The 22,360-nt window shown below is 41.2% G+C and carries 15 protein-coding genes and 3 pseudogenes; 7 read left to right on the forward strand and 11 right to left on the reverse strand.

From position 1 onward, the window contains the following. The 5 genes from V7K85_RS04355 to V7K85_RS04375 all read right to left on the reverse strand — a co-directional run. Window positions 1–320: dihydroxy-acid dehydratase domain-containing protein (locus tag V7K85_RS04355; RefSeq protein WP_334811428.1), on the reverse strand; the 320-nt coding region annotated here is incomplete at its 3' end. Window positions 321–760: 440 nt separating this feature from the next. Further along, the gene (locus V7K85_RS04360; protein ID WP_334811429.1) at window positions 761–1,405 is read right to left on the reverse strand and encodes a calcium-binding protein; all 645 of its coding nucleotides are present in this window, start codon (window positions 1,403–1,405) and stop codon (window positions 761–763) included. 1,121 nt (window positions 1,406–2,526) lie between these two features. After that, window positions 2,527–3,330 carry a calcium-binding protein gene (locus tag V7K85_RS04365; protein WP_334811430.1) on the reverse strand — a complete coding sequence of 268 codons (804 nt, stop codon included), beginning with the start codon at window positions 3,328–3,330 and terminating at the stop codon, window positions 2,527–2,529. A 1,244-nt stretch (window positions 3,331–4,574) separates the two neighbouring features. Then, entirely contained in the window at window positions 4,575–5,306 is a 732-nt protein-coding gene (locus V7K85_RS04370; RefSeq protein WP_334811431.1) for a M10 family metallopeptidase C-terminal domain-containing protein, read from the reverse strand. Window positions 5,307–6,125: 819 nt separating this feature from the next. Then, on the reverse strand, window positions 6,126–9,266 hold the full coding sequence (locus V7K85_RS04375; RefSeq protein WP_334811432.1) for an MFS transporter: 3,141 nt from the start codon (window positions 9,264–9,266) through the stop codon (window positions 6,126–6,128). 761 nt (window positions 9,267–10,027) lie between these two features. Between V7K85_RS04375 and V7K85_RS04380 the strand changes: the two genes are divergently transcribed. The 4 genes from V7K85_RS04380 (at window position 10,028) to V7K85_RS04395 (ending at window position 13,363) form a co-directional block, all read left to right on the forward strand. Next, complete coding sequence (locus V7K85_RS04380) at window positions 10,028–11,338, forward strand: histidine kinase (protein ID WP_334811433.1); 1,311 nt, start codon at window positions 10,028–10,030, stop codon at window positions 11,336–11,338. Window positions 11,339–11,481: 143 nt separating this feature from the next. Then, window positions 11,482–11,943, forward strand: a complete 462-nt coding sequence (locus V7K85_RS04385; protein WP_334811434.1) for a BON domain-containing protein — start codon at window positions 11,482–11,484, stop codon at window positions 11,941–11,943. A 186-nt stretch (window positions 11,944–12,129) separates the two neighbouring features. Then, window positions 12,130–12,564 (forward strand): CAAD domain-containing protein, encoded by a 435-nt coding sequence (locus V7K85_RS04390; protein WP_334811435.1) that lies wholly within the window; start codon window positions 12,130–12,132, stop codon window positions 12,562–12,564. Between the two features lie 388 nt (window positions 12,565–12,952). Further along, entirely contained in the window at window positions 12,953–13,363 is a 411-nt protein-coding gene (locus tag V7K85_RS04395; protein WP_334811436.1) for a hypothetical protein, read from the forward strand. Window positions 13,364–13,480: 117 nt separating this feature from the next. On the opposite strand, the gene V7K85_RS04400 is transcribed toward V7K85_RS04395, so the two are convergent. Next, window positions 13,481–15,043: a metallophosphoesterase family protein gene (locus tag V7K85_RS04400; RefSeq protein WP_334811437.1), complete on the reverse strand. Its 1,563-nt coding sequence runs from the start codon at window positions 15,041–15,043 to the stop codon at window positions 13,481–13,483. Window positions 15,044–15,164: 121 nt separating this feature from the next. Continuing rightward, entirely contained in the window at window positions 15,165–16,136 is a 972-nt protein-coding gene (locus V7K85_RS04405) for a YegS/Rv2252/BmrU family lipid kinase (RefSeq protein ID WP_334811438.1), read from the reverse strand. A 190-nt stretch (window positions 16,137–16,326) separates the two neighbouring features. Here V7K85_RS04405 and V7K85_RS04410 point away from each other — a divergent pair, with 190 nt between their 5' ends. After that, window positions 16,327–16,746: a lysozyme inhibitor LprI family protein gene (locus V7K85_RS04410; RefSeq protein ID WP_334811439.1), complete on the forward strand. Its 420-nt coding sequence runs from the start codon at window positions 16,327–16,329 to the stop codon at window positions 16,744–16,746. Window positions 16,747–17,194: 448 nt separating this feature from the next. Here the strand turns inward: V7K85_RS04410 and V7K85_RS04415 are convergent, their stop codons facing one another. Next, window positions 17,195–17,872 (reverse strand): response regulator transcription factor, encoded by a 678-nt coding sequence (locus tag V7K85_RS04415; protein ID WP_334811440.1) that lies wholly within the window; start codon window positions 17,870–17,872, stop codon window positions 17,195–17,197. 233 nt (window positions 17,873–18,105) lie between these two features. Between V7K85_RS04415 and V7K85_RS04420 the strand changes: the two are divergent. Continuing rightward, a pseudogene (locus V7K85_RS04420) lies at window positions 18,106–18,546 on the forward strand (phycobilisome rod-core linker polypeptide); the annotation flags it as partial. A 150-nt stretch (window positions 18,547–18,696) separates the two neighbouring features. After that, window positions 18,697–20,760, forward strand: a pseudogene (locus tag V7K85_RS04425) (PAS domain S-box protein); the annotation flags it as partial. 64 nt (window positions 20,761–20,824) lie between these two features. On the opposite strand, the gene V7K85_RS04430 reads toward V7K85_RS04425, so the two are convergent. The 3 genes and pseudogenes from V7K85_RS04430 to V7K85_RS04440 all read right to left on the reverse strand — a co-directional run bounded on the left by V7K85_RS04430 (window position 20,825) and on the right by V7K85_RS04440 (window position 22,355). After that, window positions 20,825–21,241 carry a hypothetical protein gene (locus tag V7K85_RS04430; RefSeq protein WP_334811442.1) on the reverse strand — a complete coding sequence of 139 codons (417 nt, stop codon included), beginning with the start codon at window positions 21,239–21,241 and terminating at the stop codon, window positions 20,825–20,827. A gap of 64 nt (window positions 21,242–21,305) precedes the next feature. Beyond that, window positions 21,306–21,872: pseudogene (locus V7K85_RS04435) on the reverse strand (Uma2 family endonuclease). Between the two features lie 246 nt (window positions 21,873–22,118). Further along, entirely contained in the window at window positions 22,119–22,355 is a 237-nt protein-coding gene (locus V7K85_RS04440) for a hypothetical protein (RefSeq protein WP_334811443.1), read from the reverse strand. Window positions 22,356–22,360: the final 5 nt, after the last annotated feature.

Raw genomic sequence — 22,360 nt, forward strand, 5'->3', positions numbered from 1 at the left:
GTTTCAATGGAATCAGCAATCACTTCCCGCGACACTAGGGAATATTTCATCCCTTCAGTTCCCATCGAAATCCCATCGCTAATGGTAATCGTGCCGAACACTTGCGGCATCGCCCCGGCGGTTTTAGTACCAACTTCTGCCCTTTGTGCCAGTTGATTTATCCCCATATTACAGGGAGTGATCGTACTGTAGCCATTGGCAATGCCCACAATCGCTTTGTTGAAATCTTCATCTTTAAAACCAACTGCACGCAGCATAGCTCGATTAGGCGATCGCTGCACCCCTTGCGTTACAATTTGGCTTCTCAAATTCTCTGACATCTTTTTTCCTTCCCTGGCATCATCGCTTGTATTGCGATTGTATTATCTGATTTTCTCATGTATAAGTGGCGCGATCAAACCTTAGCAAGCATTGGTAATTCTCTATTTCTCAGATGTGCTTCTGTTACTAATTAATAGAACAGTATTAAGGAGATTGGCAGCCTTAATACCTTAATATTGAGCGTGCAACCAATATAAGCGACTTTATTACTAAAATATGCTCTGTTGGTATTTAATGTGCTATTAACCTATGCTTAAACAGAAATACCATACTTGACTTATTTAAGCCGAGTGCATTTTGTCAATGCACCTCAGTACAAAAATCAATTTGCATAATAATCACTATAAAAGGGAGAGGCAAGTTAAGCTTACCTCTCCCCGCGACTGTTAAATTATCAGAATTTTACATCCTGCCTTATTTTAAAGGCAGCTCTATGAAATTAAAGGATAATATCGCTTGCCACTAGTTGTGGTGCTCCTAGAAGCGTAATCCCAACATTAGGCGCCAGATTATCATCAGTGTTAGCTTGGAGAATACCATTTGAATAACGAACCTGACCGGGTGCGGAGAATGGGGCAGCCCCAATGAAAGTGAAGGCTTGGTTGCCCTCTATAGTAAAATTAGCATCAATGTTAGATAGATCGATTTTATCACCTGCAAAGACACCGTTTCCAGCAAAGTCAGTGATAATATCCCGTAACAAACCAGTACGACTATCTGAAACTGAGTTGAAATCGAAAATATCGTTACCTAATCCTCCAGTGAGAGAATCAGTCCCAACACCACCAGTGAGGATATCGCTGCCAGCACCTCCATTTAGGCTATCGCTGCCAGCACCCCCATTCAGGACATCGTTACCGGCATTGCCGTTGAGGATATCGCTGCCAGCACCCCCATTTAGGATATCGTTGCCAGCACCCCCATTTAGGATATCGCTGCTACCACGCCCATTTAGGATATCGTCGCCGGCATTGCCATCTAGGATATCGCTGCCAGCACCCCCATTTAGTGCAGGGCGTAAAATAAGTGGAGAACCATTGACGGTATTGTTGTCATTGAAAATGGTACCATTGATAATTGCCATTAGTGAGTTTCTCCTGAATTTAGGGGGTAAAAAAACCAACTTTATCACTTCCCCGTTAGAAAACAGCCTTGCTGATTAAGAGTATGAATTTCGTTTCATACAAAGGAAACAGTTTCAAACATTGAATTTTTTAACTTCACACTTTTATTCATCAAGTCTGAGAAAACAGAATAGGGAAATAACACGTGGCATAAATATAACTGAACTAGACCTAATTAGAACAGGTTTTTACTGTTAAGCCTGAAGACTTGAGAAGATTTGATAAGCACTGGATGTATTGATCATGTTGGCATTAAAATTGTGCCAAGAGTGATGTCATCTTTTTATCTATTCGATAGTTACAGTACTAGGCTGCTAGGAAATAAGCAGATTTCCTCCTACGGAATTGCATAGATTTTAGGACGTTTTTACTGTTTTTATGAATCACAAGACTATGATATAGTCTTCAAGTCTACTTTTTTATATTCATAAGAAATAATAATTAACCCTCTCTTTTTACTTTTGTCAAAATAAAATCTGAAATCTATGTTCAGACAGGGTTAGTTTTGCTCATTGAGATTTATTTGATGGTTTTTTTAGTTATATATAACTAAGTAATTGCCAATAAGTTAAAAGCCTTGTTGAGCGGTGCGATCGCTGCACCCCTTGCGTCACAATTTAGCTTCTCAAATTCTCCGACATCTTTTTTCCTTCCCTGGCATCATCGCTTGTATTGCGATTGTATTATCTGATTTTCTCATGTATAAGTGGCGCGATCAAACCTTAGCAAGCATTGGTAATTCTCTATTTCTCAGATGTGCTTCTGTTACTAATTAATAGAACAGTATTAAGGAGATTGGCAGCCTTAATACCTTAATATTGAGCGTGCAACCAATATAAGCGACTTTATTACTAAAATATGCTCTGTTGGTATTTAATGTGCTATTAACCTATGCTTAAACAGAAATACCATACTTGACTTATTTAAGCCGAGTGCATTTTGTCAATGCACCTCAGTACAAAAATCAATTTGCATAATAATCACTATAAAAGGGAGAGGCAAGTTAAGCTTACCTCTCCCCGCGACTGTTAAATTATCAGAATTTTACATCCTGCCTTATTTTAAAGGCAGCTCTATGAAATTAAAGGATAATATCGCTTGCCACTAGTTGTGGTGCTCCTAGAAGCGTAATCCCAATATTAGTCGTTAGATTCTCATTAGTGGTAGCTTGGAGAACACCATTTGAATAACGAACCTGACCGGGTGCGGAGAATGGGGCAGCCCCAATGAAAGTGAAGGCTTGGTTGCCCGGGATAGTAGAGTTGGCGTCGATAGTATATAGATTGATTTGGTCACCTGGTAAGTCACCGTTTCCAACAAAGTCAGTGATAACATCTCCTGAAAAAACAGAAGGACTCTCATAAATTACCTTTACGAAGAAAGTATCGTTACCTGCTCCTCCAGTGAGAATATCTTTCCCTTTCTCGCCAACGAGTATGTCGTCGCCAGCACCGCCAATAAGGGTGTCGTTGTCTATACCACCAATCAGGGTATCGTTGCCATCACCACCAGTAACTAAATCCTCGCCACGACCAGCCCTAAGGAAATCGTTGCCAGTACCGCCAATAAGGGTGTCGTTGCCAATACCCGAAGTAATGACATCGTTGCCATCACCACCGTCAACGAGATTGTTGCCATTGCCGGCGTTAATCGTATCGTTGCCCAATCCGCCGTAAATGGTGTCGTTGCCACTACCAACAATCAGGCTACCCTTGTTAATACCAGCAGTAATGACATCGTTGCCATCACCACCGTCAACGAGATTGTTGCCATTGCCGACGTTAATCGTATCGTTGCCTAATCCGCCGTTAACCGTATAGTTGGTATAGGTGCCCAATCCGCCGTTAATGATGTCGTCGCTATCAGTGCCGTTAATAATTGGCATAATGAACTTCTCCTGAATTTAGAGGGTAAAAAATTACCTCGTCACTTACCCATCAGAAAAAGGCTTTCCTAATTAAGAGTATGAATTTAGTTTCCCCTAAAGACGCAAAGGAAATACTTTCAAACATTAAATTTTGGAATTTAATGCTTTCATTTAGCAAAGCCGAGAACATAAGATGGAGAAATAACGAGTGGGAAGAGATAACTGAAGCAGACCTGATTGGAATAAGTCTTTACTATTAAGTCTAAAGACTTGAGAAGCACTGGATATATTGATGATGTTGACATTAAAATTTTGCCAAGAATCATGTTATATCCTTGTGCCCTATGTATTCTTTGGTTTCAGTAGTGGGCTGCTAGGGAATAAGCAGATTTCCTCCTACAGAATTGCAATAGAATTGCATAGGTTTTAGGGCGTTTTTACTGTATTTAGAATCACAAGACCATGATATAACCCTCAAGCGTACTTTTTTCTATCTATAAGAAAGAATAATTAACCCTCTTTTTTACTCTCGCCAGAACAAAGTCTAAAACCTTTGTTTAGATAGGGTTGGTTTTACCTATTGAGATTTGTTCGATGATTTTTGTAGTTATGTATAACGAAGTAATTGCCAATGAGTTAAAAGCCTTATGGATCAATGCAATTGCTGTACCCCTTGCGTTACAATTTGGCTTTTTAAATTCTCCGATATCTTTTTTCCTTGCGTAGCATTATCGCTTGTATGGCGATTGTATTACCGAATTTTATCATGCATACGCGGTGCGATCGAGTCTTAGCAAGCATTGGTAATTCTCTATTTTTTAGATGTGCTTTTGTTGCTGATTAATAGTGTTAAAAAGATTACCAACCTTCATATTGAGTGTGCAGCTAATATAAGCCACTTTGTTGATAAAATATGCTCTATTGGTATTTAAAGTGCTATTTATAGAAATTCTCTATGAAAATGTGCCATATATGAAGAATGAACTGCATACTCCTACGCAGAAGCAAGCTATGCGTAGGGTCTGGTTCAAAAAAATTTAGCGCAGGATCACAAAGAAATGGTATTATTTGTGCTTGATTACAGCAACACCATGCTTGACTTGTTTAAGCCGAGTACATTTTATGAATGCGCTTAAGTATAGAAATCAATTTGCATAATAATCATTATAAAAGGGAGAGGTAAGCTAAACTTATCTCTCCCTGCGACTGTTGAATTGGCAGAATTCTGCCTCCTGCCTTATTTTGAAGGCAGGTCTATTAAATTAAAGGATGAAGTCGCTTGCCACTAGTTGTGGTGATCCTACAAGCCGAACCTCAAAGTCAGCCGACAGATTTTTATCAGTGTTAGCTTGAAGAATACCTCCAGAATAACGAACCTGACCAGGTGCGGAGAATGCGCTAGCCCCAATGAAAGTGAAGGCTTGGTTGCCCGCTATAGTGGAGTTGGCGTCGATGCTATGTAGATCGATTTGGTCACCTGCAAACTTACCGTTTCCATAAAAGTCAGTGATCAGATCCCGTCCATTAGGAGGACTATCTGAAACTGAGCTGAACTTGAAAACATCGTTACCTGCTCCTCCAGTGAGAATATCAGCCCCAGTACCACCAGCGAGTGTGTCGTTGCCATAACCGCCATTGAGGAAATCGTTACCACCACCACCGATAAGGACATCGTTGCCATTACCGCCAATGAGGGTATCCTTGCCATAGCCGGCGTTAAGGATATCGTTGCCATTACCACCGTCAAGGCTATTGTTGCCATTGCCGGCGTTAAGGACATCGTTGCCATTACCGCCAACAAGCTTATCGTTGCCATTACCAGTGTTAAAGACATCATTACCATTACCGCCGTAAATGGTTTGGTTACTACTACCACTAGCGTTCACGATCTTGCCGCCGCCATTAGAAACCACGACATTGCTGCCATTGACGTTCACGAGACTACCGACAGTATTCTTGACAAGACTATTTACGTCAACAGGTAAACTTACCATTAACTTCTCCTAAACTTAGAGGGTAAAAAAATTACCTCGCCACTTCTCCATCAGAAAACGACGTTGCTAATTAAGAGTATGAATTTCGTTTCCTTCAAAAGCGCAAAGGAAACCGTTTCAAACATTAAATTTTTGAATTTTCCACTTTTATTCAGCAACGCCGAGAAAACAAGATGGACAAATAACGAGTGGGAAGATATAACTGAACTAGATTTGATTGGAACAGGTCTTTGCTGTTAAGTCTGAAGACTTGAGAAAATTTGAGAAGCACTGGATGTATTGATGATGTTAGCATCAAAATTATGCCAAGAATCATGTTATATCCTTGTGCCTTATGTATTCTATGCTTCCAGTACTAGGCTGCTAGGGAACAAACAGACTTTCTCGTACGGAATTGCATACGTTTTAGGACGTTTTTATTGTATTCAGAATACTACAAGACTATGATATAACCCTGAAGCGTACTTTTTTCTATCTATAAGAAAGAATAATTAACCATAATATTTTACTCTGATGAGAGTAAAATCATAAACCCTTGATTTCGATAGAGTTTTTTAATCTCTATCGGAATAACAAGGTGATGATAGTGAGTAAGTTGGCGGGAAAAAACTAAACCATGTAAAAGTATTTAAACGAGCAAGTAACCTGAATTCAAGCAGATTTCAGAATTTTTATAAAACTTTACATAGTTCATTTTAATAGCACCAACCTACTTACTCTGAGGGGTAATTTGTTTTATTTATAAGAAAAAGTGGCATTCATTTGTAAAGATTGAATACCACTTTGTATTTTCTCAAAATTCCTGATGACGGAAATATTTTACCCAGGTAGAGTTATCCCAGTGACTGCGATCGCACCACCAATCGCACTGGCACAAAGGGAAGCAATAGCTGTTCCAAATATCCACCAGGCAGCATTTGCAACGGTTTTTTTGCTTTCTTCGGCTTGTTTTTTAGCTTGCTTTTGGATCGCTTTCAGGCGTTTTTGTGTTTCTTTCTGGATGCGTTCGGCTCGTTGCAGTACGCCATCACGCGCCGCTTCTATTTGGTCGATGATCCGGTTAGCATCTGCCTCAGAAATATCCTCACGAGAACTGATCACAGCAACTAAGGTGTCGCGATCAAATTCGCTGAGGCGATCGCGCAATGCTTCAAATCCGGCTTGCGGATCGTCGAACACTTTCGCAAAATCTTGCTTAATCCCTTCATAGTTAAGTTCCGAACGATCCAGCGAGTTGAGATAGTTGCGAACTTTTCCAAACACCCCATCCAGCACTGATTGCACCTTTTGCTGAATCTGCTGGAATTGTTCGACAATCGAACTCCGAACAGACTCAATTTGATCGACAATTCGGTTAGCTTCCTCTTCTGAGATATCTTCGCGTTGAGATAACAGCGCCACAATTGTCGAACGGTCAAATTTCGAGGCGCGATCGCTTAAATTCCCAATTCCAGCGCGGGGAGAAGACAGCAGCAATTGCAAATCGCGTTTGATTCCTTCTGGGTTGAGTTCTTCTTTGTTGGTATTACGCAGGTATTCTTCGAGATTGGCTTCAAAATCTTGAGCTACTTGAGTGGTACGTTTTGCTAAACGTCGTGGCGCTCTTACTATATCACCAATCGCATCTTGAGCGCGATCAATGATCTGATTAACCTGCTCTTGGCTCAAGTCTCCTCGCTGACTCACGAGTTTAACCAAGGTTTCTCGATCAACCTGAGACAAGCGATCGCGAAATGCTAAGGCTCCGGCTTTGGGATCATTGAGTAATTTTTCCAAATCGCTCTTGATACCTTCTGGATCAAGTTCTTCTAAGTTGGTATTGCGGAGATATTCTGCAAGCGCTTTTGTAGTTTTTTCGTACTGTTCTTTCGCCTGTTGCGGTGCTTGCAAAATACTGTCTCGGACTGCTTCGAGCTGATCGAGAGTTTGGTTTACCTGTTCTTCGCTCAAATCTTGACGCTGACTGAGCAATTGTACCAGTGTATCGCGGTCAAATTGCGATAAGCGCGATCGCAAAAGGCTAATTCCGGCTTGCGGATCGTCTAGCAAGACTTTAAACTCACGTTTAATACCTTCGGGATTGAGTTCGTCTTTGTTAGTATTCCGCAGATAGTCTTCAACTCTTTGGCGCACTTCATCAGCTTTTGCTTTTGCTTGTTCTTGCACTTCTTTAGCACGATTCAAGATATTATCGCGGGTGCTTTCGATTTGACTAACAATATTATTAGCTTCTTCTTCGCTGATATCTTGACGCTGCTGGAGCAATTGTACAAAAGTATCGCGGTCAAATTCCCCGAAGCGGCTACTTAAATCTTCAAACCCAGCTTCTGGATCTTCCACCAACTTGGCAAAGTCCCGTTCAATTCCTTCAGGATTGAGTTCTTCTTTCCCTGTCGAACGCAGATAATCTTCGATGCGGCCACGGAAATCTTGCCCTTTTTCTCGCCCTTGGGCCTGTTTTACAGTTTCTAAAACTTCCAGGCGATCGCTTTCCATTTGTTCGGCAATTTCTTTCACTCTGGCTTCACTAATATCACCGCGTTGCTTTAGCAAGTTGGTAAAATATTCTTGATTGAGTTCTTCCAACTCCCGTCTTACAGTTGTCGGATCTGCATTCACGTCATAGATGACTTCTTTAAATTCATCTACCAGGGTAATTCGGTTAAAATGCCAAGGAAACGAATTCAATATGTAGTCTTCTACATCTGCTTTAATCGTGTTTTCGGGTGATCTAGGCAATTTTGCAGTTACTTGTTCAGTTGCTTGTTGTGTAAGCTTTTGGAGTTGTTCTGTAATTTGATTAACATCGACATCTTGAACTTTCTCTTTCAGCTTTTGCAACTGAGCTGTAATTTTGTTCACATCTATATTGGAAAGGTTTACATTGGAAAGGTTTAACTGATCCAGCACTGCTGGTGCAGCGGCGCTCAAGCCATATCGAATGGCTTGCTTAATCACACCATTGCTTTGTTTACCATTACCACCTGCGAATGTAACCAGTTGTTGAAGCCGTTCACCTAATTGCTCTGAATTCAGTTCTTCGGGCGTAGCAGAATTGAGCAAATTAATTACTTGTTCTGTGGGATTTTGGCGATTCAAAGCTTGTTTCCAACCACCTTCAAATTCGTCAGCAATCCGATTGATATCTTCTTGAGAGAAGTCTGTGCGATTGCTGATTAAATCAACAAATGTTTGGCGATTAATGTTTTGCAATAGGTCACTATCAGCAACAGATTGCAAATCTGTATCTTTAATAAGCTGGTCAAATTGACTACGAATTTCTTTGATATCCAGCTTTGGTAATTGCAGAGAACCTAAGGAACTTTGGAGCGTATTTTTAATACCTTCAGGATCAAAACCTGAAGTTAATTCCCGCCGGACTGCGGCTGTAATATCTTCAGCGGTAGAAATTAACTCCTTTTTTGCAGTATTAGCACCGATACCAGCAGTTGCTGTACCCATCAGAGCCTGAAAACCAGAAGTTACAGTACTAGCAATTGAACCAATTAAAGAACCTACTGCCGATGAACCCAACCAAATTACCAGTGAGAAATAGGTAGACCAGATGACTACACCGATAATTGCTCCAAGAAATGCACTTTCGATTAAACTAAGTTTTACCGCTAGAAAACAAGCAATAAATAATGCAAAGCTAGCGGTAATCAACGCCCAAGCACCAACTTTGGCTTGAACTTCACGAATTTTACTACCCAAACTTTCATCATCAGAATCTGAGTCAACTTCCCAAGATGAAATTCCGACAGCGACTGAAAAGTTTGTGAATAACAATTGAAAGGCAAATGCCATTAAAACCCCAGCCAGCAATGCTACCAAGAATTTAGGGCCAGAAAAAAGAACTGATGCTTCTTCTGGAGTTAGTACTTCCTGAGCTAAAGTTATCGGCGCTAATCCAAAAGGCAGCCAGTTCCATCCCCAAATAGTTAAAAGACCTTGAAACATAGGATTTCCTCAGTTGCACTCAATTAAATATCCATTTATAAAATGGCTTACTGAGCATTTTAGTTATCAATTATATAAGCTGACACTTTCTTAGGTAATAAGTTTGTTTGCCAAAAGTCGTATTTTACAAAAAATAAATATTTTTATTACTTTTTAACTAAAGAAAATAATGTATGTAAAATTAGAAATTCTGTCACAATCTAATAAAATTAAAATTAAATCTTCTTAATAAAAGTAATTTTTATAAAAATGCATCCACAGATACGGCAGGTTTTAAATGAGCGAGGTAGAGTGCCAGACGGTAGGAAATAATGTTTATTAGTGTTAATCTAAGATAGAAGCCAACCCTGGCAAGCGTTCTCTACTTACCCTCACTTTCTCTACAAAATTGGGTGAGGGCAAAACATTTAAATTAAGCAGATTCTCCCTGAAGTTAAAATCGATATATAACTATGTGTCGCTAATAAAATTACATCTTATAGATTAGATAGTTTTTTTACAGAAATTTTGTTAACTTTAAAACTCCTATTTCAGACAAAACTTTGAAAAATAAAATAGTTAATATCTAAATTTTTTGAAAACATAATTTTTTTGAGATTTCTATTAACTTACTTTAGATAAAAGCACCTATATCTAATGACAGAGATAAAATTATTCCAAACGATTGACGAAAAATAAACATAAACATGTATTAATAATGGTGATTACGAGCTATAAATATAGTGAATAATTAAATTGATTTTTGATGAGGAGAAAAAATAATGGTTGTAGGTGTACATAAACGTGGTGTTGGTGTATTTTCTAATCGTCGAGATGTTGAACATGCCCTACATGAATTGAAAAACACCGGTTTTGACATGGACAGAGTGTCTGTCATTACGCAGGATGGAGACAAAGAAGATATTGCTGGCGCTGATGTGCGCGATCGCGTTGGCGATAAATCTGACGAAGGCGCTAAAGTTGGGGCAGTTACAGGCACTGCTTTGGGCGGATTGACTGGCTTATTAGTTGGTCTTGGGACTTTGGCAATTCCTGGAGTTGGGCCAATCATGCTGGCTGGAGCCGCAGCAACCACCCTAGCTACTACCCTGACTGGAGCTGGTATTGGTGCTGTAGCTGGTGGTTTACTTGGTGGATTGATTGGTTTAGGAATTCCCGAAGAACGAGCCAAAGTTTATGACGAACGCGTAAAGCGAGGACACTATTTAGTCATCCTAGATGGTACAGATGCAGAAATCCTTAGAGCGGAAGCAATTCTAGGTCAGCAGGGTGTGGAAGAGTTTGGCATTTACGATAATCCAGATGCTACAAATGCAACCACTGGTTATGTGACTCCAACCCCTACTGCCACTGATTATGGGACTCCAACTCCTACTAGGGCTGATAGTGGTGTTGCTAAACGGGCAATTGGGGTGTTTTCTCATCGTCGAGATGCAGAAGCAGCACTTACAGAATTACGAGATGGGGGTTTTCCTTTAAATACAGTTTCTATTATTGCCAAAGATACAAACGGTCAAGGGATCGCTGGTGTAGATGTAGATAGAAACGTCGGTGCAGGTAATAAAGCAGACGAGGGTGTAAAAACTGGAGCAGCTACAGGCGGTGTTCTAGGGGGCTTGACTGGCTTATTAGTTGGTCTTGGGACTTTAGCGATTCCTGGAATCGGGCCTGTGATAGCAGGTGGGGCAGTAGCCACAGCTTTGGCGACAACAGCGGCTGGGGGTGCGATCGGTGCAGCAGCTGGGGGTATTGTTGGCGGACTCGCTGGCTTGGGAATCCCTGAAGACAGAGCGCGAGTTTATGGCGATCGCTTCCAAAGAGGCGACTACTTAGTAATTATCGATGGTACGGAAGCTGAAATCCGCCAAGCTGAAGCAATTCTTAGACGTCGAGGTATTGAAGAATTTGCTATATATGATGGCACTGATCTCGGCGCACATCGCCCAGCTTTAGATCGAGCAACCGATTACGGCACACCAGTTGTTGATCCGATTCCCACCAATTACTCAACAGGGTCTGATAGAGACGCTCCTGCTGTAGTTATTGTTGACCGTCGTGATGAAACACTTTAAGCTAAGGTAGTTGTCACTCACACTAATTTCACAAAATTGTAGGAGTAAGAAGTTGAAAACTTTGCTCCTGACTAAAAAAAACTTGCTCCTCACTTGTGCCGTAAATATCAACAAATTTCACTTTCCGATTCCGAATTCAACATATGCAAAAGCTAACTCCTTTGTTAATTAGTGGTCTTTTAGTTTTTGGTGTTGCTGCTTGTGATAACGCTTCTAAAACAAGTGAATCTGCACCCAATAATCCTAATGAAACTCCCCAAACACCGAGCGCACAAACAACACAAGCTGCTCAACAAGACGCACAAAGTGATGTCCGCAGAAGACAACTAAATGAGGATATTCGCGCCCGCGAACAGCGCAATAATGCTGCTGGTGGTGATACACAAAGAGCTTCAGGTGACCTAAAAAGTGAAGTTCGCTCTAAGTTAGAGGCAAACATACCCAAAAGTCAACTAACAGTTGATGCCGCAGATGATGGAACTGTCACTGTTGGAGGAACTGTGAACAATCAGAAGGAGTTGGCCAAAATTGAACCTGAGGCTAAAAAAATTAAAGGTGTCAAAAAGGTAATTGTTAAAGCAACTGTTGCTGCACCAAAAAAATAAGGTAGCTAACAACAAATCCAACTGAGTAGGTAGGCAAAAATAAATTTAGATGCTCTTGCTCAGTCTTAGTGGTCAGTTAGATTTATTACTAACCACTAAGAATAGACAATTGACAACTTTAATAATTATATTTTTTGATGTTCAATTCTGTTATACAAGCTCTTGTAGTCGCCGAAAATAAAAACTATGGAAACCGATCAACAGCAACGTGAATCGATCAATGCTTCCTTATCACAAGGTACGCTAGCACTTGAAGGTACAGATACTGCAAACTTGCCAAAACTACCACCAGCACGTGAACCGGAATCTCAATGGCAGCAAATTAGTAGACAAGTTTCTCAATTTTTGGAGCAACTGCCCCAATACTTAAGTAGCTTTTTTAAGGATTACAAGCAGCCTCTAATAACCGTTGCTTTAATTTTGACGGCGATTGTTACAGCTAAGGTAGTACTAGCAGTACTAAATGCAATCACTAATATTCCACTACTATCACCACTCTTTGAGTTAGTTGGAATTGGTTACGTCAGTTGGTTTATTTTCCGTTATCTACTGAAGGCTTCAAATCGGCAAGAATTAGCCGATGAAATTCAATTACTGAAAAACCAATTTGTGGGCGAATAAATTTACCAACTATTAAACTAGCCTCAGCCCAGTAGTCGATATCGTTCGCTAATTAAAGATATGCAATTCAAAGATTCAGATTCCCGACTTATCTAAAAAGTCGGGAATTTTATAATTATTCTATTTTGGATGAAAAACGCAGTCTGGGCATAATAATGTTCATTGGTGTTAGTGTCAACTTTCAGCCAAAACCCTTGTTTTACGCAATGAACGGAAATTATAAGTATTTAACCGGACTTAATATTAGTCTTTTGAATACACCAAAAGATAGAGGACATAACATTATATTTAATTAAAAATCACTTCTAAAGATAGTAGAGCCAAGATGAAAAATAGCCTAATCTAGTTACTGAAGTTATTTAATACATTCTTTAACGAGGACAAATTTATGGCTAATCAAGAAGTTAACAAAGGTATAGATTCATCTGATAGAGCCGAAGTAAATACATATGATCGCGGCATTATCCCCGCTGAAATAGCTGCTCGAATGGAAAGGGAAGGAGATGAGTACAAAACACTCCCCACAGAAGAAAAGGAGGCAGATGCATCTACCGATGATCAAACTGATTCAGAAAGTATACGCACCACTGATGGCTATACCGTAGACCAAGAAGGTTTGTCTAACAACTATGCAATTGAACCGGAAATGTACTACGAAGAACCGGGTGATGCACGCCAACAAGCAGCAGAAGAAAAGGCAGCACGTATTCAAGAACTTGCAGAAGTTAGTCAAGATGACGAGGAAGGCAAATTGACCGAAAAGGGTGACAAACGCGGTAAAGGTCCAGGAGTAATTTAATTAACACTATCCTTTTTGCTGTGTGTAATTACACGTAATAAGGCTAAATAGGCGATAAGTAGAGACGCAATCATTGCGTCTCTACTTTTATGAGTTAATATTTTCAGAAGTATGTTACTAGATGATCAACGGCTCAAGTTCACGATTATGCCATTGCCGCTGATACCATTCGGCAACTAAAGGACGGACAATAAACTTAGGCTGTCCATCACCTTTAACGTCAATGCGTAAACCTGAGTAAGGTCGTCGCTTCTGAAAACCTTGACCGTTGCGACCAATGAACAGATGCGATCGCGCCACTAATCTATTTTCATTCCCAAAAGTCTCTATCAAATCTGCTCCCTCAACCCGCTGGCGTCGCAAACTAAACCCGCTACCTCCACAAATAATCCAGTGGATATGAGAATCAGCGTGTCCTGTATCCATTGTTTCAAGGTGTTCCAAGCAGTGCGCATGACCGTTTAATACCAAATCGACCAAAGGACGCCCCTGATTTAGGGAACCTATTTCTTTAGCTACCGCATCCAGCACACCACGGAGGCGATCGCGAATTATCAGAGTTTGTCCTTGTTGCCACTTTGTCGCCTCAGTTACATAAGGAGGATGATGGAAATAAATCACCCTTCCCCGAACTTCAGAATTATTCCAAGATTGAATTAATCTTTGCTTGAGCCACTCCAGTTGTTCAGTATCAGTCAGCAGTATTTTATCAGTAGCTAGTTGCTTATCGATATCAACAATAATTTCTTCAATTTGCGACAGCTTGGCGTGCAAGTCGTCTAATTGGTCGGCTTCGGTGGGGTTTTCTGGACGAAGCTTGGCTGAGGTTTCAACGATTTGCAGCTTTTCTTGCTCTAAATCTTCACGACGTTTTTCTAAGACTTTGCGATCGGCGTCACCTTGTTTGGTTTTAGGTAGCGGTGGTGGATCGTTAAATGTATTAGAATCCAAGGCAAAGAAATCTATACCACCATAGCGAAAAGTATAGTAGCGATTGGGAAGGCGGGTGAAGTGCCCAGGTTCATAGCAAAGACAACTACCTGTATCTGTCTTGGCTGTGTAGTACTGATCTAAATGATGATTTAACTCTCCTGGAAGCTGAAACGCCTTAAGATAGTCCAGAAATGCCCGTGCGTAAGCGTCACCGGTTCCTGAGCCATGCAAGCCCACATCTAGGTCTAACCGCGATCGCAACAAGCGACGAATGGGTAATGTTGTTAGGGATGCCAGGCTCAATAAAATCGGCAAGTTATAGTAATCGTGATTTCCTGGTACAGGTAAAATGGGCAGCTTAAAAATCATCTGGTCATAGGCAATCCGTCTGGGATGCTCTCCGCCCAAGATAAACTCTCGGTAAGGCTGGATGAAGTTCTGCTGGTAGTATTCACTCGACCCCACTAAATAGATCACGTCCCCCATGTGCAGCATAAAACGGGATTCGTTGTGATGGGGCAGCATGAGTTCAGCCACCTGTCGCTGGGGATTGTGTCCCCGGTGCTGACCGGAACCACTATCACCTACAACTAAAAATGAAAACTCAGGATTGTCTGTTTGACCATCCTCCAACACCAGCCGAGTTTGGTCGATGTTCCGTTCCACAATTAACGGATCTTGCCACCGTACCCGCTGATTCATTTGACGAATTTTGTTAGCGATCGCTGGATCAGATACAAGTTTCAATGCAACCTACTCCTGAATCTTCAATTGCAGGGGACAGGGGAGCAAGGTTGTAGCAAGTCTTTCCCCTTGTTCCATGCCCCATGCCCCATGCCCCATGCCCTATGCCCCATGCCCCATGCCCTTATTCTCCTACTGTGTCTTTCATCTCAATAGTCAGATTGGGGAGTCCCTCTAGTTTTTCAGTAGGCTCAACTTCTTCTACTAATGGCACAAAAATTCTCAAGCCTGCTGGAACACACTTAATTTCTACTGGTGTTGTGCCCACTAGTTCACCATCTAGAACAACCTTTTGTGGTGGGTTAGTCGTAATTTTAAATTGTTTAGCTCGCAGAAAACCAATATCATCCCGATCTACGGCGTTACCTGTAGAAGCCGTTTGAAATAGATGAAATGTAGCTGCGATCGCTCCTGCCTTATTAACTGGAGCTACAATCGTTAAATCTAGTAGCCCATCATCATAAATCAGACCTGCTGGACCCTGAGCTAAGACTGAAGTGGCAGGTGCAGCATTTGCGACTGTTACTGCACAGGCACTAGTTTTAATGATCTTGTCTTCAGTTTCAATTTCAACATCAAAGTTTTTTAAGTTTCTCAGTTGCTGAATTCCTGCTAAGACATAGGCCATCATCCCAAAGCGGTTCTTGGCGTCCCGGTCTGCCAATTCTACAGTTTCAGCTTCAAAGCCAATACCTGCTAGGAGTACCATTGGTTGATCGTTGCAATAGGCTACGTCTACACTGCGGATTCCTCCCTGCAAAATTGTGTGACACGCAGCTGCGATCGTGTCAGGAATTCCTAAAGCTGTGGCAAAAGCGTTTGCTGTTCCTCGAGAAATGATCCCAAATGGAATCTCAGTATTCACTAAAGCCGCTGCCGCCGCTGAGAGGGTGCCATCTCCTCCCGAAGCAATGATTGCATCTACTCCCCTCGCTACAGCTGCATAGGCCAGTTCGTCAGCGTCGATTTCTTCAGTTGTGAGATAAATATCTAGGTCAATGTCTGGCTCTAATATTGCCCGAATTTCTGCTAGTTCTAAATCTGGGTCACCCTGACCCGCAACTGGATTGAAAATAAGACAGGCGGAACGATTCATAAAATATAAAAGCTAAACTTAGATCACTAAAATACCAAATCCTTTTTAGCATTCTTGGGAAATTTCGACTTCCATCTGACGGCTGGTTTACTTTTTGTAAAAAGTTCAGAAGTATTCTGCGTCGGAATATACCAATTTTGATGTGTATTTTGGGATCTTTTGTCTACACTTAAACAATAAAAATTTTGCCATGCGTCAATTATTACTAGTTTTGGCAAGTATGCTAACTCTCAGCAGTTTAGATACCCCCACCATGACAATAGCAGGCACAACGCCTGATTTACCAATGCGCTTAGTTCAAAAGCTCAACTGCAATAATGCTCAAACTCAAGCAGCAATTAATGAATGCACGGGGTTATCTTATCAGAATGCAGATAAAAAACTGAATCGAGTTTATCAACAATTGCTACCTACCTTAGAAAGCTCTAGAAAACAGAAATTGATTGCTGCACAGGTAGCATGGATCAAGTTTAGAGATACCAACTGTGAGTTTGAGAGAAGCAGATATCAGGGAGGAAGTATTGCCCCTACCATTTATTTTGGTTGTCTAGAAAATATTACAAAACTGCGTACCCAACAATTACAGGAATATCTCAAATCCGACCCTTAAGTAGTGGGAGCATCCCACTTTTTTAAACGTCATTGCGAACGCAACGAAGTGGAGTGAAGCAATCGCAAAATCTCTCACTACGAACAAGTCCATGCGATTACTTGTCTGCGACACGCTACGCGAACGTCGTTCCTCCTCTCTAGGAGACGCTACGCGAACGCAATGACACTTATTCTCTGTTGCAAAATAAAAACTGGGATGCATTCTTAAGTAGTTTAGGAAATGTCTTATATAGCAGTTTTGAATTGTGTAAAGGGGCGTACATTTGTCATTGGTGTCAACTTAAGCCAAAACTCTTTTAAAACCTGGTTTCCAGCCAGACAAGTCAGAGACTGGGAACGAGGCAATCTCTCAAAGCTCTGTCTAGACTGGTTTTTACCTGAAGTTGACAAAAATAAACAGATGTGAATCCCTAGTTTGTATTTCATGGAAATGAGAAGCGCTATAATTAGTCGAGTTGTTTGAGACGGTAGCCAATACCGTGAACTGTTTCAATAAAATCTTCAAAAGCTCCGGCTGCTTTGAGCTTTTGACGCAGGCTTCTGAGATGAACTTTCACAGCATGTTCTTCTGGAGGAGACTCTAGCGACCAAATATGTTCAATAATCACGCTGCGACTAAGCACACGACGACCATTTCGCAGTAATAACTCTAATATCCCGTATTCTTTTGGGGTTAAATGTAGCATATTTTCTCCATAGTTCACTTCATAAGTGCTGGGATTGAGGTGCAGATTGCCCCATTCCAAAATCGGCGGCGATGAAACATTACCCCGACGAAGCAAGGCGCGAATTCGTGCAAATAGTTCTTGCAAATCCACTGGTTTAACGACATAATCATCTGCTCCCGCATCGAGTCCGGTGATTTTATCGCTAACGGTGTCACGGGCAGTGAGCATGAGAACAGGCATACTGTAGCTGTGCGATCGCAACCGATGACATAAACTAATTCCATCGAGTTCTGGTAACATCACATCCAGCAGCAGCAAATCATAATCCAGCATTTTGGCTTGATTCCATCCTGCCTCACCATCTGTCACCACATCAACCATATAACGCTGATCTGTAAGGACTTCTGCTAAAGTTTGGGCAAGGCGTACATCATCTTCAACTAAAAGAATTCGCATAATTTTTTTTTAAACCATACAAGTTATGTTTAAAACAATCTGCGAACTCTGATTGAGAAAATATTGCAAAAAGTAACAATTTCTATATTTTGCTGCTTCTTTCCGATTTCTTTACCATTTCCTGAGCGATTTCCTTACTTTTGGTATGCAATTCTCTATTCTATGTAGGTTTCTAATAACCTCCTTAAGACGTTCCAAAAGAACTCTATCTTTAGCCAGGAGATTTTCAGAAAATGGTTTTTGGACCAAGTTCACGTTTAGGTGTCAGCCTGTTTGAAGACACTGACTCAATTGTAAAAGTGCCTGGTTATTCGGCAGAAGAACTTGAAACTATCATTAGGGTTATATACAGACAGGTTTTAGGAAATGCCTATGTGATGGAAAGTGAGCGGCTCACTGTTCCTGAGTCGCAATTTAAGCGGGGTGAAATTAGCGTCCGCGAATTTGTGCGTTTGGTAGCGAAGTCAGAGTTGTATAGTTCCCGGTTTTTCAGCAATTGCCCTCGTTATCGGGCAATTGAGTTGAACTTTAGGCATTTCCTCGGTCGCGCTCCCATTGACCTAGAAGAAATGCGATCGCACAGTACTATTTTGGATGAAAAAGGCTTTGAGGCTGAAATTGATTCCTATCTCGACAGCGACGAGTACCAAGATACGTTCGGGGAAGATATTGTGCCTTATATTCGAGGCTACAAAACTGAAGGCTGTCAGAACATAGTGCAGTTTACCCATATATTCCAATTAGTCCGAGGTGCTTTTAGTAGCAGTCTCAAAGGCAACTTAGCAGGTAAACAACCTCGGTTGAATCAGATCGCTCAACATATCCATCAGTGCGATCGCACCCGCCTATGGGAATCTTGGGAAGTTGAGTTGATGAAGCAACTTGCAACCCAGGTTGCGATCGCTATTTAACAATCAGAACTTTACAAACAGCTACAAAAACTCAATGCTGAATTAGAACACCGCGTTCAACAACGGACTCAAGAGTTAGCTAAAGCCAATGTTTCTCTGCGAGCCGAAATTGCTGAACGTCAGCGCACGCAAGCCGCGCTGCAAGCTCTAATTACTGCCTCTCCTCGGGCCATCTTCACACTTGATTTAGAAGGTAAAGTGAAAATCTGGAATCCTGCTGCTGAACGGATGTTTGGCTGGACAGAGGCGGAGGTAATTGATCATCCTAACCCAATTTTTTTAGATGACCAATTAGAGGAATACAATATTCTCCAACAAAGTATATTACAAGGAACAACTTATACCAGAGTAGAATTGCGCCGTTCTAGAAAAGATGGCACTGCGATCGATATAGTTTTCTCCGCCGCTCCATTGCATGATAGTGACGATAGTATTAACGGCATGGTAGCAGTGATTGCTGATATCACCCACCAAAAGCAACAGGAAGAACAGGTACGGTTGCTGCAATCTGTAGTTGTAAATACAAATGATGCTGTAGTTATCACTGAAGCAAAACCGATTGGCGAACCTGGGCCGCATATTATTTATGTTAATGAAGCATTTACCCGAATCACAGGTTACAGCCTGGAAGAAGTTTTAGGTAAAACGCCTCGTATCCTTCAAGGAGCGAAAACAAGTCGGGCAGAACTGGATAAAGTCTGGACTGCGCTTTCTCGTTGGGAACCAGTCACTGTTCAGGTAATTAATTACCGCAAAGACGGCTCTGAATTCTGGAATGAATTCAGCATCGTACCCGTAGCTGATCAAATCGGCTGGTATACTCACTGGATATCAGTACAACGTGACATTACCGGGCGCAAGCAAGCTGAACAGGCGTTACGCCAGAGTGAAGAACGCTTCCGCTCGTTGATTGAAAATGCTCTAGATATCGTCAAAATTCTCGATGTAGATGGTTCTATTCGTTATGAAAGTCCTTCCGTTGAAAAGGTTTTGGGTTATCCGGCAGCAGAACTAATTGGCAAAAACTTATTAGATTACATTCACCAAGATGATTTTGCTAATACTTACCATAGCTTTATTGATGCTATCCAAAGTTCCGAAGTTACTGCCCCAATCGAGTTTCGTTGTCGGCACAAAGATGGTTCGTGGCGGATGCTAGAAGCTATTAGCCAGAAATTTCTAGATAATACAGCAGGCACTAGAATTATGGTTAACTGCCGCGACATTACAGAACGCAAGCGGTTAGATGAAATTCGGATGGCACTAGAGCGAGAAAGAGAACTCAGCGTCCTCAAAACACGCTTTTTCTCAATGGCATCTCACGAGTTTCGCACTCCTTTAAGTACTGCTTTAGCAGCGGCCCAATTGCTAGAGAACTGTCAGGATGAATGGGATAACTCTTCTAAGCGATTGAGGAACTTGCAGCGAATTCAACTCTCTGTAAAGAATATGGTTCAGATCCTAGACGATATTTTAACTATCAATCGAGCCGAAACTGGAAAACTAGAATTTAATCCTAAACTCATAGATTTAGAAGGGTTCTGCGGTTATTTTGTGGAAGAAATGCGCCTCAGTACAGATGAGAGGCACATACTTAGCTTTGTTTGTCGAGGAAAAGCTATTTCTGCCTGGGTGGATGAAAGGTTGTTGCGTTCCATTCTGTCTAATTTGCTGTTGAATGCGATTAAATATTCTCCTCAAGGGGGCAATGTTCATTTGGGTTTGGAGTTTAAATCAGATACGGTGATTCTCCAAGTTCAAGATCAGGGTATTGGGATTCCGCTAGCAGATCAAAAGCAGCTATTTGAACCGTTTCATCGTGGCAAGAATGTCAGAAGCATTCCTGGTACAGGGTTAGGATTGGTAGTGGTGAAAAAGTGTGTGGACTTACACCAAGGTGATATTAACATCACCACTGAAGTGAGAATTGGTACAACTTGTGCAGTCACTCTCCCATTAGAAGGTAAGTCTAAGTAGTATTATTTGAGATTCTCTCGTTTCCATGCAGAGTATGGGAATGGCTGATTAGGGGCTGCTGCCTCTAGTCAGATATTGAGTCAACAGCCCACATGAATGCATTCTCATGCAGAACATGGGAACGAGGAAAAGGAAGTCTAAGCAAAGTTTTGCGTAAAAGGGTAGGGTTTTTAATGTCAGGGGACGCATTGGCATTGTCAGCGAACGCATTGGCATTGTCAGGGGACGCATTGGCATTGTCAAGAGATGCATTGGCATTGTCAGGGGACGCATTGGCATTGTCAAGAGATGCATTGGCATTGTCAAGAGATGCATTGGCATTGTCAACGGACGCATTAGCATTGTCAACGGACGCATTAGCATTGTCAGCTGACGCATTGGCATTGGAGGGTATTGCCAAATTTAATTCGCTAAGTAGAGGTACAATTTCCCCACAAGCATTTCCAGATTTGGCTATATCAGTAAGTTCAATTGTTAACATTTAAAAATAGAAACTAAAAAATCTATTAATCCGATTATTTACAGATAACTTTAACAAAGTTTGCTCATTCTGCTTTCATCTTTAACCAGCCAAATACCTGTTCTACTGTCAACTCTAAATCAATACCATCTAGAACAGCCAAGCTATCTGCTTTATGACAAAATTCTGGTTGTTGATGTGGTTTAAATACCAGAACTGAGCGGTCATCAGGATCAATCAACTATCCAAGCTGAGAACCATATTTTAGGCAGTGCAAGATATTGCTTGTAACCCGATTGGAACTCTGATCTGGAGAGAGAATTTCAATTGTCCAGTTGGGAGCAATTAGCACATCATCTACAGGTTCTCCGTTATCGTCAAACTCAATTTGTTGCCAACGAATAACCGCCACATCTGGAACAATTGACCGACCACCAAAAGTACAACGTAACTCTGGAAAAGCATAAGCGATTTGCCTCTCCTCTGTGACTTCATTAATCCCATTAATCAACTTAGCCTGAAGTCGGGAGTGGCGGGTTTTCGGCATTGGTTTCTGGCTAATTTCACCATCAATATAAATACTTGCAGGTTTTGTTTCTGGTAACTTCAGAAACTCCTCTAGGGTTAGGGATGCGGATTTTGCAATACTCATGACTTCTGCTATTCCGAAAGTCCTATATCCAGTTTATCAACGTTCGCTACTAGCTGAATGCAACAAGGCGATCGCCTATAGAGCAATACGCTTGGATTTTTGATAAAAATTGTTAATTTGTTTGATGTTTACCTACTTTTATGGTTGGGTTTATGACGATCAAGTTGAGTGGTGGTAGTAAGCTTTGAATACCTCACCAATATCTTGCGATCATTCGCTACATTTGATCTATCAAGTTGCCCTTTATCAAACATCTAAAATTTTCGCTTGATTATTTGAGACAGTTAGAATAGCTCCTCTAAGCTTCTGCTGCATTCCAAGTGAATCAACTGACCAAGCCAAACCGTAAATCATATCGCCATTGACCTTTGGAATAGCTATTTGAAAGTGAGGATCACCAATTGTAAATCTGACTCCTTGCCAAATAGGCATAGTTCCAGGTATTGAATAGTTATTAGAATACGAATTTACAATAAATGCCATATTAC

The sequence above is a fragment of the Nostoc sp. genome (genome assembly GCF_036917615.1).
GTDB lineage: Bacteria > Cyanobacteriota > Cyanobacteriia > Cyanobacteriales > Nostocaceae > Nostoc.

What these genes read in the sequence shown, in the direction of transcription:
- V7K85_RS04360 (WP_334811429.1), bottom strand. Translation starts at nt 1,405, where the DNA reads ATGGCAATTATCAATGGTACCATTTTCAATGACAACAATACCGTCAAT.
- V7K85_RS04365 (WP_334811430.1), bottom strand. Translation starts at nt 3,330, where the DNA reads ATGCCAATTATTAACGGCACTGATAGCGACGACATCATTAACGGCGGA.
- V7K85_RS04370 (WP_334811431.1), bottom strand. Translation starts at nt 5,306, where the DNA reads ATGGTAAGTTTACCTGTTGACGTAAATAGTCTTGTCAAGAATACTGTC.
- V7K85_RS04375 (WP_334811432.1), bottom strand. Translation starts at nt 9,266, where the DNA reads ATGTTTCAAGGTCTTTTAACTATTTGGGGATGGAACTGGCTGCCTTTT.
- V7K85_RS04380 (WP_334811433.1), top strand. Translation starts at nt 10,028, where the DNA reads ATGGTTGTAGGTGTACATAAACGTGGTGTTGGTGTATTTTCTAATCGT.
- V7K85_RS04385 (WP_334811434.1), top strand. Translation starts at nt 11,482, where the DNA reads ATGCAAAAGCTAACTCCTTTGTTAATTAGTGGTCTTTTAGTTTTTGGT.
- V7K85_RS04390 (WP_334811435.1), top strand. Translation starts at nt 12,130, where the DNA reads ATGGAAACCGATCAACAGCAACGTGAATCGATCAATGCTTCCTTATCA.
- V7K85_RS04395 (WP_334811436.1), top strand. Translation starts at nt 12,953, where the DNA reads ATGGCTAATCAAGAAGTTAACAAAGGTATAGATTCATCTGATAGAGCC.
- V7K85_RS04405 (WP_334811438.1), bottom strand. Translation starts at nt 16,136, where the DNA reads ATGAATCGTTCCGCCTGTCTTATTTTCAATCCAGTTGCGGGTCAGGGT.
- V7K85_RS04410 (WP_334811439.1), top strand. Translation starts at nt 16,327, where the DNA reads ATGCGTCAATTATTACTAGTTTTGGCAAGTATGCTAACTCTCAGCAGT.
- V7K85_RS04415 (WP_334811440.1), bottom strand. Translation starts at nt 17,872, where the DNA reads ATGCGAATTCTTTTAGTTGAAGATGATGTACGCCTTGCCCAAACTTTA.
- V7K85_RS04430 (WP_334811442.1), bottom strand. Translation starts at nt 21,241, where the DNA reads ATGTTAACAATTGAACTTACTGATATAGCCAAATCTGGAAATGCTTGT.
- V7K85_RS04440 (WP_334811443.1), bottom strand. Translation starts at nt 22,355, where the DNA reads ATGGCATTTATTGTAAATTCGTATTCTAATAACTATTCAATACCTGGA.